The 14,228-nt window shown below is 65.7% G+C and carries 13 protein-coding genes; 9 read left to right on the forward strand and 4 right to left on the reverse strand.

The window, feature by feature from the left end:
* The first annotated feature begins 248 nt into the window (after positions 1-248).
* Positions 249-1,727: a glycosyltransferase family 39 protein gene (locus ACVN9Z_RS16945; protein ID WP_006387984.1), complete on the forward strand. Its 1,479-nt coding sequence runs from the start codon at positions 249-251 to the stop codon at positions 1,725-1,727.
* A 100-nt stretch (positions 1,728-1,827) separates the two neighbouring features.
* Here the strand turns inward: ACVN9Z_RS16945 and ACVN9Z_RS16950 are convergent, their stop codons facing one another.
* The gene (locus tag ACVN9Z_RS16950; protein ID WP_006387985.1) at positions 1,828-2,091 is read right to left on the reverse strand and encodes a hypothetical protein; all 264 of its coding nucleotides are present in this window, start codon (positions 2,089-2,091) and stop codon (positions 1,828-1,830) included.
* 162 nt (positions 2,092-2,253) lie between these two features.
* Here ACVN9Z_RS16950 and hemN point away from each other — a divergent pair, with 162 nt between their 5' ends.
* Complete coding sequence (hemN, locus tag ACVN9Z_RS16955; RefSeq protein WP_053501107.1) at positions 2,254-3,681, forward strand: oxygen-independent coproporphyrinogen III oxidase; 1,428 nt, start codon at positions 2,254-2,256, stop codon at positions 3,679-3,681.
* A gap of 54 nt (positions 3,682-3,735) precedes the next feature.
* Here hemN and ACVN9Z_RS16960 read toward each other — a convergent pair whose 3' ends face one another.
* Positions 3,736-4,470 (reverse strand): response regulator transcription factor, encoded by a 735-nt coding sequence (locus tag ACVN9Z_RS16960; protein ID WP_006387987.1) that lies wholly within the window; start codon positions 4,468-4,470, stop codon positions 3,736-3,738.
* 292 nt (positions 4,471-4,762) lie between these two features.
* Here ACVN9Z_RS16960 and rfbD point away from each other — a divergent pair, with 292 nt between their 5' ends.
* From rfbD to ptsP, 7 genes are all read left to right on the forward strand, one after another.
* On the forward strand, positions 4,763-5,677 hold the full coding sequence (gene rfbD, locus ACVN9Z_RS16965) for a dTDP-4-dehydrorhamnose reductase (RefSeq protein ID WP_006387988.1): 915 nt from the start codon (positions 4,763-4,765) through the stop codon (positions 5,675-5,677).
* A 341-nt stretch (positions 5,678-6,018) separates the two neighbouring features.
* Complete coding sequence (gene thrS / locus ACVN9Z_RS16970) at positions 6,019-7,971, forward strand: threonine--tRNA ligase (protein ID WP_006387989.1); 1,953 nt, start codon at positions 6,019-6,021, stop codon at positions 7,969-7,971.
* A gap of 20 nt (positions 7,972-7,991) precedes the next feature.
* Positions 7,992-8,543 (forward strand): translation initiation factor IF-3, encoded by a 552-nt coding sequence (gene infC, locus ACVN9Z_RS16975; RefSeq protein ID WP_076410237.1) that lies wholly within the window; start codon positions 7,992-7,994, stop codon positions 8,541-8,543.
* Between the two features lie 163 nt (positions 8,544-8,706).
* The gene (gene gshB / locus ACVN9Z_RS16980; protein WP_026385253.1) at positions 8,707-9,684 is read left to right on the forward strand and encodes a glutathione synthase; all 978 of its coding nucleotides are present in this window, start codon (positions 8,707-8,709) and stop codon (positions 9,682-9,684) included.
* A 17-nt stretch (positions 9,685-9,701) separates the two neighbouring features.
* The gene (locus tag ACVN9Z_RS16985; RefSeq protein WP_006387992.1) at positions 9,702-10,103 is read left to right on the forward strand and encodes a PTS sugar transporter subunit IIA; all 402 of its coding nucleotides are present in this window, start codon (positions 9,702-9,704) and stop codon (positions 10,101-10,103) included.
* Positions 10,104-10,213: 110 nt separating this feature from the next.
* On the forward strand, positions 10,214-10,483 hold the full coding sequence (locus ACVN9Z_RS16990) for an HPr family phosphocarrier protein (protein WP_006387993.1): 270 nt from the start codon (positions 10,214-10,216) through the stop codon (positions 10,481-10,483).
* 124 nt (positions 10,484-10,607) lie between these two features.
* Positions 10,608-12,302, forward strand: a complete 1,695-nt coding sequence (gene ptsP / locus ACVN9Z_RS16995) for a phosphoenolpyruvate--protein phosphotransferase (protein WP_026385254.1) — start codon at positions 10,608-10,610, stop codon at positions 12,300-12,302.
* Positions 12,303-12,520: 218 nt separating this feature from the next.
* Here ptsP and amt read toward each other — a convergent pair whose 3' ends face one another.
* Together amt and ACVN9Z_RS17005 are read right to left on the reverse strand one after the other, a co-directional pair.
* Entirely contained in the window at positions 12,521-13,759 is a 1,239-nt protein-coding gene (gene amt, locus ACVN9Z_RS17000) for an ammonium transporter (RefSeq protein ID WP_006387995.1), read from the reverse strand.
* 31 nt (positions 13,760-13,790) lie between these two features.
* Positions 13,791-14,129, reverse strand: a complete 339-nt coding sequence (locus ACVN9Z_RS17005; protein WP_006218735.1) for a P-II family nitrogen regulator — start codon at positions 14,127-14,129, stop codon at positions 13,791-13,793.
* Positions 14,130-14,228: the final 99 nt, after the last annotated feature.

The following is a 14,228-nucleotide window of genomic DNA, read 5'->3' on the forward strand; positions in this document are numbered from 1 at the left end:
CTTGAAATAAAAGTAAAAAACGTCCAATAGAGGGAAAACGATCAGAGGGATTTCCCCTCTTCCTATCTGGTGGTCAGGCCAGTTGGAGCCGCCTATGCGGCCCGGCTGCGGGCGGCGTGCTTTACAGTTTCAGAACAATTGCCGAACAAATCCCCCGGCGTTGGAGCCGGACCGGATCTGATAATTCCTGCGCCTCGAAACGGGGCGACAGGGCGGGGCATCGCGTACGCCAGAAACGGGAGAGTGGCGTGCAATCGGGCGTCAGAGAGGCGTGGAAACCGGGGCTGCGGCGGACCGGCATCGGCATGGCGGTGTTCGCCCTGGCCTGGCTCTGGTTGTCGAACCGGATCGTGCTGGCGCCGCCGACCGACAACATCGAGCAATTGATCTGGGTGCGCAGCCTGGAATGGGGTTACTACAAACATCCGCCGCTGCCGACCTGGTTGCTGTGGCCGGTGGTGCGCCTGCTGGGCTGGAATGCCTGGGCCACTTATGTCCTGGGCGCGGCTTGCACGCTGGGGGCGTTCGCGCTGTTATGGAACATGCTGCGCGGCATGCGCGGCGAGGCCTATGCCGCGACGGCCGCGTTGGCTGGCCTGTGCATCACGTTCTACAACGGCAGGTTGTACTTCTACAACCACGAGATCGTCCTGATTCCATTGGTGGCGGGGTGCGCGGCGGCGTGCTGGCAGGCCTACAGCACCCGCAAGATCGGGTGGTGGGTCGTGCTTGGCGTCTGTCTTGGGCTGGGGGCGCTGGCCAAGTACCAGGCCGCTGTCGCGGGGCTGGCGGTGCTGGCGTTCTGGTGCCGCCGCAAAGCCTGGCGCGACCCCATGCACCGGTTCGGCCTGCAGGTCGCGGGCCTGACCGCGCTGGCCGTGTTCGCGCCGCACCTGATCTGGTTGATCCACCACGATTTCGAGCCGCTGCGCTATGCCATGTCGTCGTCACTGGCCGCCGGCCTGCCATGGAGCGGGCGCGCGCACGAGATCGCCAGATGGTGGGGCGACCAATTGCTGAACCGCGCGCTGCCGGCCTGGGTTTTCCTTGCGGCGCTCTGGGTAGTGGGCCGTGGAGATCGCAACGCGCGCGCCGCGGCGCCGGCCGCGGACGGCGACGCGGCGCGCGCGCTGTTGCTGTCGTTCGGCCTGATCCCGCTGCTGTTCGTCAGCGTGATGACGTTGATCTCGGGTTCGCATATCCAGTTGCACTGGGGCACGCCGTTCCTGCTGTTCGTCGTGCCGGCAGCGATGGAGCTGACGCGATCGGCCTGGCAGGCGCCTTTCCGGCCGCGCCGGGCGGTCCTGGTGTTCGTGCTCATCCAGCTGTTGCTGATGGCGCGGGTGGAATTGACCGGCCCCAATGGCGCCGGCCTGATGCGGCGCGCCTCCGACTGGCGTTACTTCGACGCGCAAGCCCTGGCGGACACGCTGCATCCGCGCGCCGTCGCGGAACTGGGCGGTCCGGTGCGCGTGATCTCGGGGCCGTGGGAGGAGTCGGGCGCATTGGCGTTGAGGCTGCCCGGGCAACCGTTGGTATTGATCCACGGGCAGCTGCGATTCAGCCCGTGGGTTGGCGCCGACCTGCTGGCCGCGTGTGGTGCCCTGGAATTGAGCAAGGGCCGGACGCGGCCCGATGGCTTCGCGCCGGTGGGACCCGCGTTTCCGTCGCTGTACTGGCGGGTCTGGCGGCCAGCCACGGATTGCGGCGGCGATGCCGCGCAATAGCGCGGACAGGGATCGTCCGGGTGGTGGCGATGGACGGGAAGGGCGGGCGGCGGCGCATGTCCGCGGCCCGGCCGGCCGTCCCGCTTCGCTGAACGGGGAATCAGGTTCCGGTATCGGGTTCCGGCGTCTGCGTGAAGGCGCGCACCAGGCGCGCAATGCCGTCCAGTTCGTCGTGCGCGCCGGTCGCCCATTCGGGCTTGTCGAAAGGGCTGTCCGATGGCGTGTCGTCCAGATTGGCCTTCAGGTCGTCCAGCAGCTCCAGCGCCATATCGGTGGCTTGCGGGCTACCGCGGGTGGAAAGGGCGATGGCGATCGCCAGCGCCTGGCGCAGCGCGAGCAGGCGGCCGTCGAGTTCGGTGTCCACGGGGAAGGTCCTTGTGATAGGGGGAATCCCCGCATTTTACGGGGCGGGGCGCCGCCACGCGCCGGGACCGGCAGTTTCGGTTGTTGCGCCCCTTTGCCTGCCTGCGAGCCCGTTTGCGCAAGATCAAGGCCTGGGGGGAGCCTCAGGCGAATAATCAAGGGTATGCAAGCCGTCCTACGCCCACTCTCCGCCGAACCGCCGGCCACCGCGGCCGAACCGTTCTTTCCGCCCCAGTTGCTGGCCCGGCTGGACAAGAACGGCCCTCGCTACACCTCCTATCCCACGGCCGACCGCTACCACCCCGGTTTTGCCGAAGCCGAATACCGCCAGGCCTTGCGGCAACGGCGCGAGGCCTGTACGAACGAGCCCCTGTCGCTCTACGTACACATTCCGTTCTGTGATTCCGTCTGTTACTACTGTGCCTGTAACAAGGTCATCACGCGCCATCACGATCGCGCCGCGCGTTACCTCGATGCCCTGGCGCGGGAAATCGCGTTGCACGTGGCCGAACTGGGCGCGGGCATGCCGGTCTCGCAGCTTCACTTCGGGGGCGGCACGCCCACCTTCCTGTCCGACGAAGAACTGGACCGCCTGATGGCGGACTTGCGCGGCGCATTCCGTTTCGAACCAGACGCCGAAATCTCCATCGAGGTGGATCCCCGCACGGCCACCCCGCAGCGGCTGGAGAAATTGCGACGGCTGGGTTTCAACCGGCTGAGCTTCGGCGTGCAGGATTTCGATGCGCGCGTGCAAGTGGCGGTGCATCGCGTGCAGTCCTTCGAAGACGTGCGCGACCTGATGCAAAGCGCCCGCGCGCTGGACTATGCCTCGATCAACGTCGACCTCATCTACGGCCTGCCGCTGCAGACTGCCGAATCCTTCGCGCGCACCATCGCCCAGGTCAGCGCGTTGCGGCCCGACCGCATCGCGCTGTACGCCTACGCCCACCTGCCGGAACGCTTCAAGCCGCAGCGGCGCATCAATCCGCTCGACCTGCCCGACCGCGTTACGCGGGTCGGGCTGCTCAGCGCGGCCATCGAAGGGTTCCTGAAGCAGGGCTACGCCTACATCGGCATGGACCATTTCGCCTTGAACACCGACGCCCTGGCCATCGCCAAGCAGCGCGGCCAATTGCATCGCAACTTCCAGGGCTACAGCACCCAACCCGATCGTGACCTGGTCGCGCTCGGCGTATCGGCCATCGGCCGCATCGGCGATACCTACAGCCAGAACGCCAAGGACCTCGACGAATACTACGCCGCCATCGAATCTGGCCGGTTTGCGGTCGAAAAGGGACTGGCGCTCAATGCGGACGACCTGGTCCGGCGTGAGGTCATCATGGACATCATGTGCCAGGGGCGCGTGGATTTCGCGCGCGTGGAGGCGCGCCATGGCCTGCGGTTCGGCACGTATTTCGGACCGGAGCTGACGCAGATGGCCAACCTGGCCGAACTGGGATTGGTGAACCTGGGCGCTGGCGAACTGCGCGTGACCGGCCTGGGCTGGTATTTCGTCCGGGCGGTCGCCATGGCGTTCGACGGCTATCTGCGCAGCGCCAGCACGAGCGCCAGCTACTCGCGCATCATTTGAGGCGCCGGAGTGGGCGTCGGCGTCGTGCGATGACGGCCGGCCGCCGGGTGGGGGTCATTCCGCGAATTTTTCGCGCAGGAACAGGGCCAGCGCCAGATCGTCGGACAGCTGCAGCTTGCGCATGGCGCGGCGCTTGTGGGTGCTGACGGTCTTCTTGCTGCGCTTCAGGCGCATGGCGATCTGCGTGACAGACATCCCCTGGCTGATATGACGCAGGACTTCGACCTCGGAAGTGGTCAGCAGGGCATGCGGCGGCCTGGGGGACAGGGGGCGGATCTTGCCTTCCTGCACGGACAGGAACGGGTCCTTGCGGCTGAGGACGCCGTGGATCATCTCGGGCAGCAGGATCATGCCCCATTGCTTGGCCAGGTAGCCGTTGGCGCCGGCGCGGAACGCCGCATACTGGGTCTCCTGGCGGTTGCCGGCCGAGAACGTGATGATCGCCATGGACGGGTGATAGCGCCGCAGCCTGCGCAGGTAGTTGACGCCGTCCCAGGGCTCCTGGGGCAGGTAGAAGTCGATCAGGGCGACATCGCAAGGCGAGGTCGCGAGTTTTTCGAGCAGCCTGCGGGCCGAGGTTTCCTGGTGGATGACGCGGAAGCCGGGGCGCGAGTCGAGGTAGGCGCCGACGCCCAGCGCGACGACCGGATGGTCGTCCAGGATCGCGACCCGGATGACGGGCGGCGGCCGCGACAGCAGCAGGTGCTTGCGAGAATTGGGGCGGTCACCTGCATCGTTGGGTCGCGGCTCGGAAAAGGAGGCGGCGTCCGGCGCTGAGGCAGTATTCATCAAGGCTCCACAGAATGGCAATGGCAACGGTCCGGTAAAAAGGGCGCGCCCGTGGGCGGCGGCTCCGTACTCGCCGTAACCAGTCCGAAATTCGAGTGCGAAGCTTATGGTCTTACGGCTCGTTCTGGCCAAAAACTAAACGCGAATAAGACGAAACTACATTCGTAATAACGTTGTGCGACGTTACTGGCCCGCTCGCGAGGTGCCGCGCGAGGGGAATAGAATTCCCTGGTTTTCCGGACCGGCATGTGGCCGGACCGCGGCGCAAGGCAAGCATGGCGATGGATGGCAGATGCCCAAGAAGATCCTGGTGATAGGCAGGGACGGCCAACTCGGCTTCGAGTTGCGGCGCAGCCTCGCGCCCCTGGGCGTGGTGACGGCGGTCGGCCGGGCCGATTGCGACCTGACCTATCCGCTGCAGATCGCGCGGCTGGTGCGGCGTGAAAAGCCCGACGTCATCGTCAATGCGGCCGCCTTCACCGCGGTCGAACGGGCGCAAGAGGATGGGGTGCGCGCCATGCGCATCAACGCCGAGGCCGCGGGCGAACTGTCCGCGCTGGCTGCCGAGCGCGGCGCGCTGATCGTCCATTATTCGTCCGACTACGTGTTCGATGGCGCCAAGCCCGGCGCCTATGACGAGCGCGACACGCCGGCGCCGTTGAACGTCTATGGCCGCAGCAAGCTGGCCGGCGAGCAGGCGGTGCGCGCCATGAATCCCGCGCATCTGGTGTTCCGCACCTCGTGGGTCTATGGCGTGTTCGGCAATAGTTTCCTGAAGACCATGCTCATGGCCTTGCGGCAACCAGAGACGCTGCGCGTGGTGAGCGACCAGCGCGGCGCGCCGACGGGCGCCGCCTATATCGCCGATGCCACCGCCCTGGTCCTGGCTCGCTACCTGGCGCGGCCGGCGGACGAGGCCTTTCCGTTCGGCCTGTACCATCTGGCGGCCACCGGCGACGCCAGTTGGCATGAATACGCCTGCTTCATCGCCCAGCAGGCCCGGCGCGCCGGCCTGGCGGTCACGTTGACGCCCGCCGACATCCGGGCAGTGCCATCCGATCAATACCCCACCACGGCGCGCCGTCCGTTGAATTCGCGGCTCGACAGCCGGCTGCTCGAGCGCACCTTCGGAATCCGCGCCCCGCACTGGGAGGACGGGGTGACCCATGCCCTGGCCGCGATCGCCGACAGCCGCAACCTGGCCTGATCCGGACACGCTTCTTGCCGGCACTGTCGTGCCAATGTCACGAAAGGGGGCGCAAAAGGTGCTACAATCGGCAACGATAAAGCCCGTCAGTTTCTCTGGCGGCGCATCGCCAGGTTGTCCTGAAATCACCCGCAAGGTCCGAATACCATGTTTTTCCCGCTGGCACGAACTACGACCCGGAACTTTCGCCCTATGTCGCGTTAGTTTTTCGTGCGTCGGGTTTCACCGTGTCAGGTCAGCGGTAGGACTCAGCAAGACAACCAGATAAACGCGGCTACCAGCCGCGTTTGTCGTTTCTGAATTTCGTTTCTTTTTCCCAAGAACCCCAGGAAGCACTCCCGATGGTACAGATCACATTGCCCGATGGTTCGCAGCGCCAATACCCGGGGCCGGTCACGGTCGCCGAAGTGGCGCAGTCGATCGGCGCGGGATTGGCCAAAGCCGCCTTGGGCGGCCGCGTGACCTTTGACGGCGCCGACTCCACGCTGGTCGACACCAGCTACCGCATCGAGGGCGACGCCCGCCTGGCCATCGTGACCGCCAAGGACGCCGACGGCCTGGACATGATCCGCCATTCCACGGCCCACCTGCTGGCCTATGCCGTCAAGGAGCTGTTCCCCGACGCCCAGGTCACCATCGGCCCCGTGATCGACAACGGCTTCTACTACGACTTCTCGTACAAGCGCCCGTTCACGCCGGAAGACCTGGCCGCCATCGAGAAGAAGATGGCCGAGCTGGCCAAGAAAGACGAAGTCGTGACGCGTGAAGTCTGGTCGCGCGACGACGCCGTCGAGTTCTTCAAGGGCATCGGTGAAAAGTACAAGGCCGAGATCATCGCCTCGATCCCGTCGAACGAACCGCTCAGCCTGTACCGCGAAGGCGAATTCATCGACCTGTGCCGCGGCCCGCACGTGCCGTCCACGGGCAAGCTGAAGGTCTTCAAGCTGATGAAGGTGGCCGGCGCCTACTGGCGCGGCGACAGCAAGAACGAGATGCTCCAGCGCATCTACGGCACGGCCTGGGCCACCAAGGAAGAACAGGAAGCCTACCTGCACATGCTGGAAGAGGCCGAGCGCCGTGACCACCGCAAGATCGGCCGCGAGCTCGACCTGTTCCACTTCCAGGACGAAGCGCCTGGTCTGATTTTCTGGCACCCCAAGGGCTGGGCCCTGTGGCAGCAGGTGGAGCAGTACATGCGCTCCGTCTATCGCGACAACGGCTACCAGGAAGTGAAGGCGCCGCAGATCCTCGACATCTCGCTCTGGAAGAAGACGGGGCACTGGGACAACTACCGTGAAAACATGTTCACGACGGAGTCCGAGAACCGCGTCTATGGCCTCAAGCCCATGAACTGCCCGGGCCACGTGCAGATCTTCAACGCCGGCCTGCACTCGTACCGCGAACTGCCGTTGCGCTACGGTGAATTCGGCCAGTGCCACCGCAACGAACCGTCCGGCTCGCTGCACGGCATGATGCGCGTGCGCGGCTTCACGCAGGACGACGGCCACATCTTCTGTACCGAAGAACAGCTCCAGGACGAATGCGCCGACTTCACGGCCCTGCTGCAGAAGGTCTACCGCGACTTCGGCTTCACCGAAGTGCTGTACAAGGTCGCCACGCGCCCGGAAAAGCGCATCGGCTCGGACGAGGTCTGGGACACGGCCGAACAGGCCCTGATGGAAAGCCTGCGCCGCACCGGCTGCGAATTCGAGATCTCTCCGGGCGAGGGCGCGTTCTACGGCCCCAAGGTCGAATACACGCTGAAGGACGCCATCGGCCGCCACTGGCAGTGCGGCACGATCCAGGTAGACTTCTCCATGCCCGTGCGCCTGGGCGCCGAGTACGTGGACCAGAACGACCAGCGCCGTCCGCCCGTGATGCTGCACCGCGCCATCCTGGGTTCGCTGGAGCGTTTCATCGGCATGCTGATCGAAAACCACGCCGGCGCGATGCCGCCCTGGCTGGCTCCGGTGCAGGCCGTGGTGTGCTGCATTTCCGAACCTTCGGCCGATTATGCGGCTGAAATCACGCAAAGCCTGAAAAAACAAGGCTTTAGAGTAGAGTCCGATTTGCGCGGTGAAAAAATCACTCGTAAAATTCGGGAGCACAGCCTGCAAAAGGTGCCGTACATCCTCGTCGTCGGCGACAAGGAGAAGCAAAACGGTACCGTCGCCGTACGCGGATTGGGCGGTCTGGACCTCGGCGCCATTGCGTTCGACGACTTCGTCGCCCGCCTGTCCGAAGACGTATCCACCCGCCGCGACGTCAATCAACCCGATGGCAGCGCTGCTTAACATTTCTAGGAGCTTTCAACATCGCCACTGAAAAAGCCAATCGCATCAACGGTGAAATCCGCGTCCCCGAGGTGCGCCTGATAGGTCTGGACGGAGAACAGCTGGGCATCGTCAAGATCGCCGATGCGTTCCGTCTTTCCGAGCAAAACGACGTGGATCTGGTGGAAATCGCGCCGAACGCCGAGCCGCCGGTCTGCCGTTTGATGGACTACGGTAAGTTCAAGTACCAAGAGCAGAAGCGTCAGGCCGAAGCTCGTTCGAAGCAGAAGGTCATCCAGGTCAAGGAAGTCAAATTCCGTCCGGCCACCGACGAGGGCGACTACCAGGTCAAGCTGCGCAACCTGCGCCGCTTCCTCGAGGAAGGCGACAAGGCCAAGGTGACGCTGCGGTTCCGCGGCCGTGAAATGGCCCACCAGGAACTGGGCATGCGGGTACTTGAGCGTGTGCGCGACGATCTGCTGGAATTGGCCCAGGTCGAAGCCATGCCGAAGCTCGAAGGCCGTCAGATGGTCATGGTGCTGGCGCCCAAGAAGAAGGCTGCCCCCGCGGGCAAGCCGGAATCGGCGGCATAAAGCTCCTGCCGGCCTTCCCGTCCGGGAAGGCCTGGCCGCTCTTCTCCGCGACCCGCCGTCCAGCCCATGTTCGGCGGGTTCGCTTATTGGGCGGCTCTGCGCTACGATGTCATAGATAGCCGCCTTCCCGAAAGGGAAGGCGGTGTACGTTCGGGGTGTCGCGATGCATGTTTTGTTCGTTTTGGATCCCTTGCCGCTCTTGAAGGCGTACAAGGACAGTTCTGTCGCCATGATGCGTGCCCTGGTGGCGCGCGGGCATACGCTCAGCGTGGCCATGCAGGGCGACCTGTACATCGAGACCGGCACGGTCAAGGCCGTCACCACGCCCATCGAGCTGGTGGATGGCGCCGACCTGCACGGCCATGACTGGTGGCGCGAATCGGCGCCGCAGGACCTGCCGCTGGCCGATTTCGGCGCGGTGGTGATGCGCAAAGACCCGCCTTTCGACATGGAATACGTGTATTCCACCCACCTGCTCGAATACGCCCAGGCGCAAGGCGCCAAGGTGTTCAACGGTGGCGCGGCGATCCGCAATCATCCCGAGAAGCTGGCCATCACCGAAATCAGCGAGTTCACCGCGCCGACGCTGGTGACGCGCAACATGGCGCGCCTGAAGGCCTTCCACGACACCCACCACGACGTCATCGTCAAGCCGCTGGACGGCATGGGCGGCACCGGCGTGTTCCGCCTGCAGCCCAAGGACCCGAACCTCAACGCCATCCTGGAAACGCTGACCGACAACGGCGCGCGCACCATCATGGCGCAGCGTTACATCCCCGAGATCGTCAAGGGCGACAAGCGCATCCTGCTGATCGGCGGCGAACCGGTGCCGTATTCGCTGGCGCGCATTCCGCTGGCCGGCGAAACCCGTGGCAACTTGGCCGCGGGCGGCCGTGGCGTGGCGCAGCCGCTGTCGCCGCGCGACCGCGAGATCGCCGAGGCGGTGGCCCCCAGGCTGGCCGCGCGCGGCCTGCTGCTGGTCGGCCTGGATGTCATCGGCGACTACGTCACCGAGGTCAACGTCACCAGCCCCACCTGTTTCGTGGAAATCGCCGAGCAGACCGGTTTCGACGTCGCGGGCATGTTCGTCGAGGCGCTGGAAAAGGCCGTGGCGACGGGTGCCGTGGCCGCTGCCGCCTGAGCGCGCCGGAATCCGCCATGACCACGGGTATCGTCATCGTCGTGCACGCGCCGCTGGGCGCCGCCATGCGCGAATGCGCCAGCCATGTCATGGGCAACCTTGACGGCATGCTGGCGATCCACGACATTCAGCCCGAGGACTTGCCGGACGACCTGGCGCCCGCGGTGCTCAAGGATATCCTGGAGCAGGACCATGGCGGCGGGGTGCTGGTGCTGACCGACCTGATCGGCGCCACGCCCGCCAATATCTCCAAGCGCGCCGTGGCCGATGCCCAGGCGCAGGGCATCCAGTGCTGTGTGCTGGCGGGCCTGAATACCCCCATGCTGCTGCGCGCCTTGACCTACCGTAACCTCTCCCTGGCGGAGACGCGCGAAAAGGCGCTGGCCGGCGGGGTGCAGGGGGTGTTGCGGGTAGACTGACGGGCAGGAACTTGTCCTATTATTTCGGCTAATATTTCAAGCCGATGAGCGGTTCGACAATTTGCTGCAATCACCAACTGCGGCGTGATGCCGTGGTCATAATATCTCCTATGCCTAATACAGACATTGTCATCAGCAATAAACTGGGTTTGCATGCGCGGGCGGCCGCCAAACTGACGCAACTGGCGAGCAAGTTCTCCAGCGAGATCTTCATCTCGCGGGGCGCGCAGCGGGTCAATGCCAAGAGCATCATGGGGGTCATGATGCTGGCCGCCGGCCTGGGCGTGACCGTCAAGCTGGAGGCTTCGGGCAGCGATGCCGAGCAGGCCCTCTCCGAAATTGAAACTCTGTTCGACAGCAAATTCGGTGAACAGGAATAGCAGCGCTTCCGAATCCGCCGGCCCGGACGACGTCCGGGCCGGCATGTCCGCGGCCGGTACCGCGGTTCTTGCACATGACGGGGATGGCTCAGCCAGCCCCGTTATTTGTTTGTACGGCAAGGGCGTGGCGCGCGGTTACGCCATCGGCCGCGCGGTGGTCATGGGGGCGGCGGCGCTGGAAGTCGCGCACTACCGCATCGCGCCCGAGGACGTGCCGGCCGAGAGCAGCCGCCTGACCGAGGCGCTGGCCTCGGCCCAGCAGGAATTGCGGCAACTGGCCGACACCCTGCCGGCCGATGCGCCGCGCGAGCTGGGCGCGATGCTCAATGTGCACAGCCTGTTGCTGGGCGACCCGCTGCTGGCCGAGCAGACGCTGGCGCTGATCGCCGAGCGGCACTACAACGCCGAATGGGCGCTGACCACGCAGGGCCAGATCCTGGGCCAGCAGTTCGACGCCATGGAAGACGAATACCTGCGCGAGCGCGGCGCGGACGTGCGCCAGGTGATCGAGCGGGTGCTGCACGTGCTGTCCGGCACCTCGGCCATCCTGCCGGACATGTCGCACATGGGCGGCGACGAGGCGCTGGTGGTGGTGGCGCACGACATCTCGCCGGCCGACATGCTGCGCCTGCGCGGCGGACGCTTCGCCGCCTTTGTCACCGACCTGGGCGGGCCGACCTCGCATACCGCCATCGTGGCGCGCAGCATGGGCGTGCCGGCCGTGGTGGCCATGGGCAACGTGCGCGAGCTGGTGCGCGACGGCGACATGCTGATCATCGACGGCGCCGCCGGCGCGGTGGTGGTCAATCCGTCGGAACGCATCCTGCAGGAATACCGCCGCCGCCAGGCCGCCTACGCCGATGAGCGCGCCGAACTCGGCCTGTTGCGCGACGAGCCGTCCGTCACCCTCGACGGCATCGACATCGTCCTGCACGCCAACATCGAACTGCCGGAAGAGGCGGCGCTGGCGCTGGCCTCCGGCGCGCACGGCATCGGCCTGTTCCGCAGCGAATTCCTGTTCATGGGGCGTCCGGACCTGCCGGGCGAGGAAGAGCAGTACGAGGCCTACGCGTCCGTCGTGAAGGTGATGGCGGGCCGTCCCGTCACCATCCGCACGCTCGACATCGGCTCGGACAAGACGCTGGACGGCGAAGCCACGGTGGCCACCAATCCGGCGCTGGGGCAGCGCGCCATCCGTTACTGCCTGGCGCGCCCGGAGATGTTCGCGACCCAGCTGCGCGCCATCCTGCGGGCCTCGGCCCATGGGCCGGTGCGGCTGCTGATCCCGATGATCGCCCACATGCACGAGGTGGTGGCGACGCGGGCCGCCATCGAGTCGGCGCGGCGCGAGCTGGATGCGCGTGGCCAGGCCTACGCGGCGCACATGGAAGTGGGCGCCATGGTCGAAGTGCCGGCCATCGCCATCGCGATCGAGCCCTTCGCGCAGGCGCTGGATTTCCTGTCGATCGGCACCAACGACCTGATCCAGTACACGCTGGCCATCGACCGCGGCGACCACGACGTGGCGTCGCTCTACGATCCTTTGCATCCGGCGGTGTTGCGGCTGGTGGCCCACACCATCAATGCCGGCGAGCGGGCCGGCAAGCCGGTGGCGGTGTGCGGCGAAATGGCCGGCGATTCGCGCATGACGCGGCTGCTGCTGGGGCTGGGGTTGACCGAATTTTCCATGCATCCGCAGCAACTGCTGGACGTGAAGCGGGAAGTGCGGCGAGCGCACACCAACGCGCTGCGCGTGAAGGTGGCCAGCGCCTTGAACCGGGCCTTGCCGGTGGATCTGGATACGCTCGATCTGGCCTGAGAGCCGCTGACGCCGGGGCCTCGCCCCAACGAACGGAAAGCCCGGCGCATGCGCCGGGCTTTTTTTGCGCCGACGGGCGCGGGGGGAGGGGCACCTTGGGAGGGGCAGGCCGCTTGCGTCTGGCCCGGCCTTCGAAACGGGATCACCGGGACGAAAAAAAGCCCCCTGCGAAGAGGGGGCTTCCCGTGGCCCCGCCCGGCAGCGGGCGGGGGTGACGATCAGCTGTGATAGGCCGATTCGCCGTGGCTGGTGACGTCCAGCCCTTCGCGTTCCTGGTCTTCCGGCACGCGCAGGCCGCACAGGGCGTTGGCGATCTTGTAGGCGATCCAGGCGACCACGCCCGACCAGACGATGGTCAGCAGCACGCCTTCGAGCTGCACCCAGAGCTGACCCAGGATCATGCCAGGCTCGGCCAGGCCCGGGCCGCCCAGGGCCTGGGCGTTGAAGATGCCGGTCAACAGGGCGCCGACGATGCCGCCCACGCCGTGCACGCCGAACACGTCCAGCGCATCATCGGCGCGCAGCAGGCGCTTCAGGCCATTGACACCCCACACGCAGACCACGCCGGCAACCACGCCGATGATCAGCGCGCCCACCGGGCCCACCAGGCCGGCGGCCGGGGTGATGCCGACCAGGCCGGCGACGGCGCCCGAGGCGGCGCCCAGCATCGAAGGCTTGCCCTTGATGGCCCATTCCGTGAACAGCCAGGCCAGCACGGCGCCAGCGGTGGCGATCATGGTGTTGAAGAAGGCCAGGGTGGCGTTCTCGTTGGCGGCCAGGGCGGAGCCGGCGTTAAAGCCGAACCAGCCCACCCACAGCAGCGCGGCGCCCACGAAGGTCATCGGCAGGTTGTGCGGCTGCATGGCTTCGCGGCCATAGCCGACGCGCTTGCCGACCACATACGCGCCCACCAGGCCGGCCACGCCGGCGTTGATGTGCACCACCGTGCCGCCGGCGAAATCCAGCGCGCCCTTGGCATTGAGCAGGCCCGGCGCCGTTTCCGAGGCGAACCAGACCATGTGCGCAATGGGGATGTAGGCGAAGGTGAACCAGATCACCGTGAACACCAGCACCGCTGAAAAGCGGGCGCGTTCGGCGAAGCTGCCGACGATCAGCGCGCAGGTGATGCCGGCGAACGTGGCCTGGAAGGAGGCGAACAGCAGCTCGGTCAGCGAGTTCGACATGGCGTACTTGCCGTCGGCTGGCGTGAACATGCCGGAGAAGAAGGCGCGCGAAAGGCCGCCGAAGAATGCGTTGCCTTCGGTGAAGGCGAGGGAATAACCGTAGATGAACCAGAGGACCAGGCCCAGCACGAACGTGCACATCACTTGCAGCAGCACCGACAGCACGTTCTTGCTGCGTACCAGGCCGCCATAGAACATCGCCAGACCGGGTACGGCCATCATCAATACGAGGAGGGTAGAGACGAGCAACCAGGAGATATCTGCTTTATCCATTTTCAGGCTCCAATGAGTCTTTCTTATTTGTCTACAGCGCAGCTTCGCCGGCTTCACCCGTCCGGATGCGGATCACTTGTTCGAGGGGGGCGGCGAAGATCTTGCCGTCGCCGATCTTGCCGGTGCGGGCGGCCTGTTCGATCGCTTCGATGACCTGGTCCACCAGATGGTCGGGCACGGCGGCCTCGACCCGCAGCTTGGGCAGGAAGTCGACGGCGTATTCCGCGCCGCGGTACAGCTCGGTATGGCCCTTCTGGCGCCCGAATCCCTTCACTTCGGTAACGGTGAGGCCCTGGACGCCGATTCCGGATAGAGCCACCCGCACTTCGTCGAGCTTGAAGGGCTTGATGATGGCGATGATGAGTTTCATGGCATTTCCTCTCATGGTTGCACGTTGGCATCGACAATCAAGCAAATTCCGTGCCATGTGGGGCGATGCCTGGAAAGCATAGAGGCAGGCGCGTTTGTT

The organism is Achromobacter sp. KK8 (assembly GCF_054188005.1).

What these genes read in the sequence shown, in the direction of transcription:
- hemN (WP_053501107.1), top strand. Translation starts at nt 2,254, where the DNA reads ATGCAAGCCGTCCTACGCCCACTCTCCGCCGAACCGCCGGCCACCGCG.
- ACVN9Z_RS16960 (WP_006387987.1), bottom strand. Translation starts at nt 4,470, where the DNA reads ATGAATACTGCCTCAGCGCCGGACGCCGCCTCCTTTTCCGAGCCGCGA.
- rfbD (WP_006387988.1), top strand. Translation starts at nt 4,763, where the DNA reads ATGCCCAAGAAGATCCTGGTGATAGGCAGGGACGGCCAACTCGGCTTC.
- thrS (WP_006387989.1), top strand. Translation starts at nt 6,019, where the DNA reads ATGGTACAGATCACATTGCCCGATGGTTCGCAGCGCCAATACCCGGGG.
- gshB (WP_026385253.1), top strand. Translation starts at nt 8,707, where the DNA reads ATGCATGTTTTGTTCGTTTTGGATCCCTTGCCGCTCTTGAAGGCGTAC.
- ACVN9Z_RS16985 (WP_006387992.1), top strand. Translation starts at nt 9,702, where the DNA reads ATGACCACGGGTATCGTCATCGTCGTGCACGCGCCGCTGGGCGCCGCC.
- ACVN9Z_RS16990 (WP_006387993.1), top strand. Translation starts at nt 10,214, where the DNA reads ATGCCTAATACAGACATTGTCATCAGCAATAAACTGGGTTTGCATGCG.
- amt (WP_006387995.1), bottom strand. Translation starts at nt 13,759, where the DNA reads ATGGATAAAGCAGATATCTCCTGGTTGCTCGTCTCTACCCTCCTCGTA.
- ACVN9Z_RS17005 (WP_006218735.1), bottom strand. Translation starts at nt 14,129, where the DNA reads ATGAAACTCATCATCGCCATCATCAAGCCCTTCAAGCTCGACGAAGTG.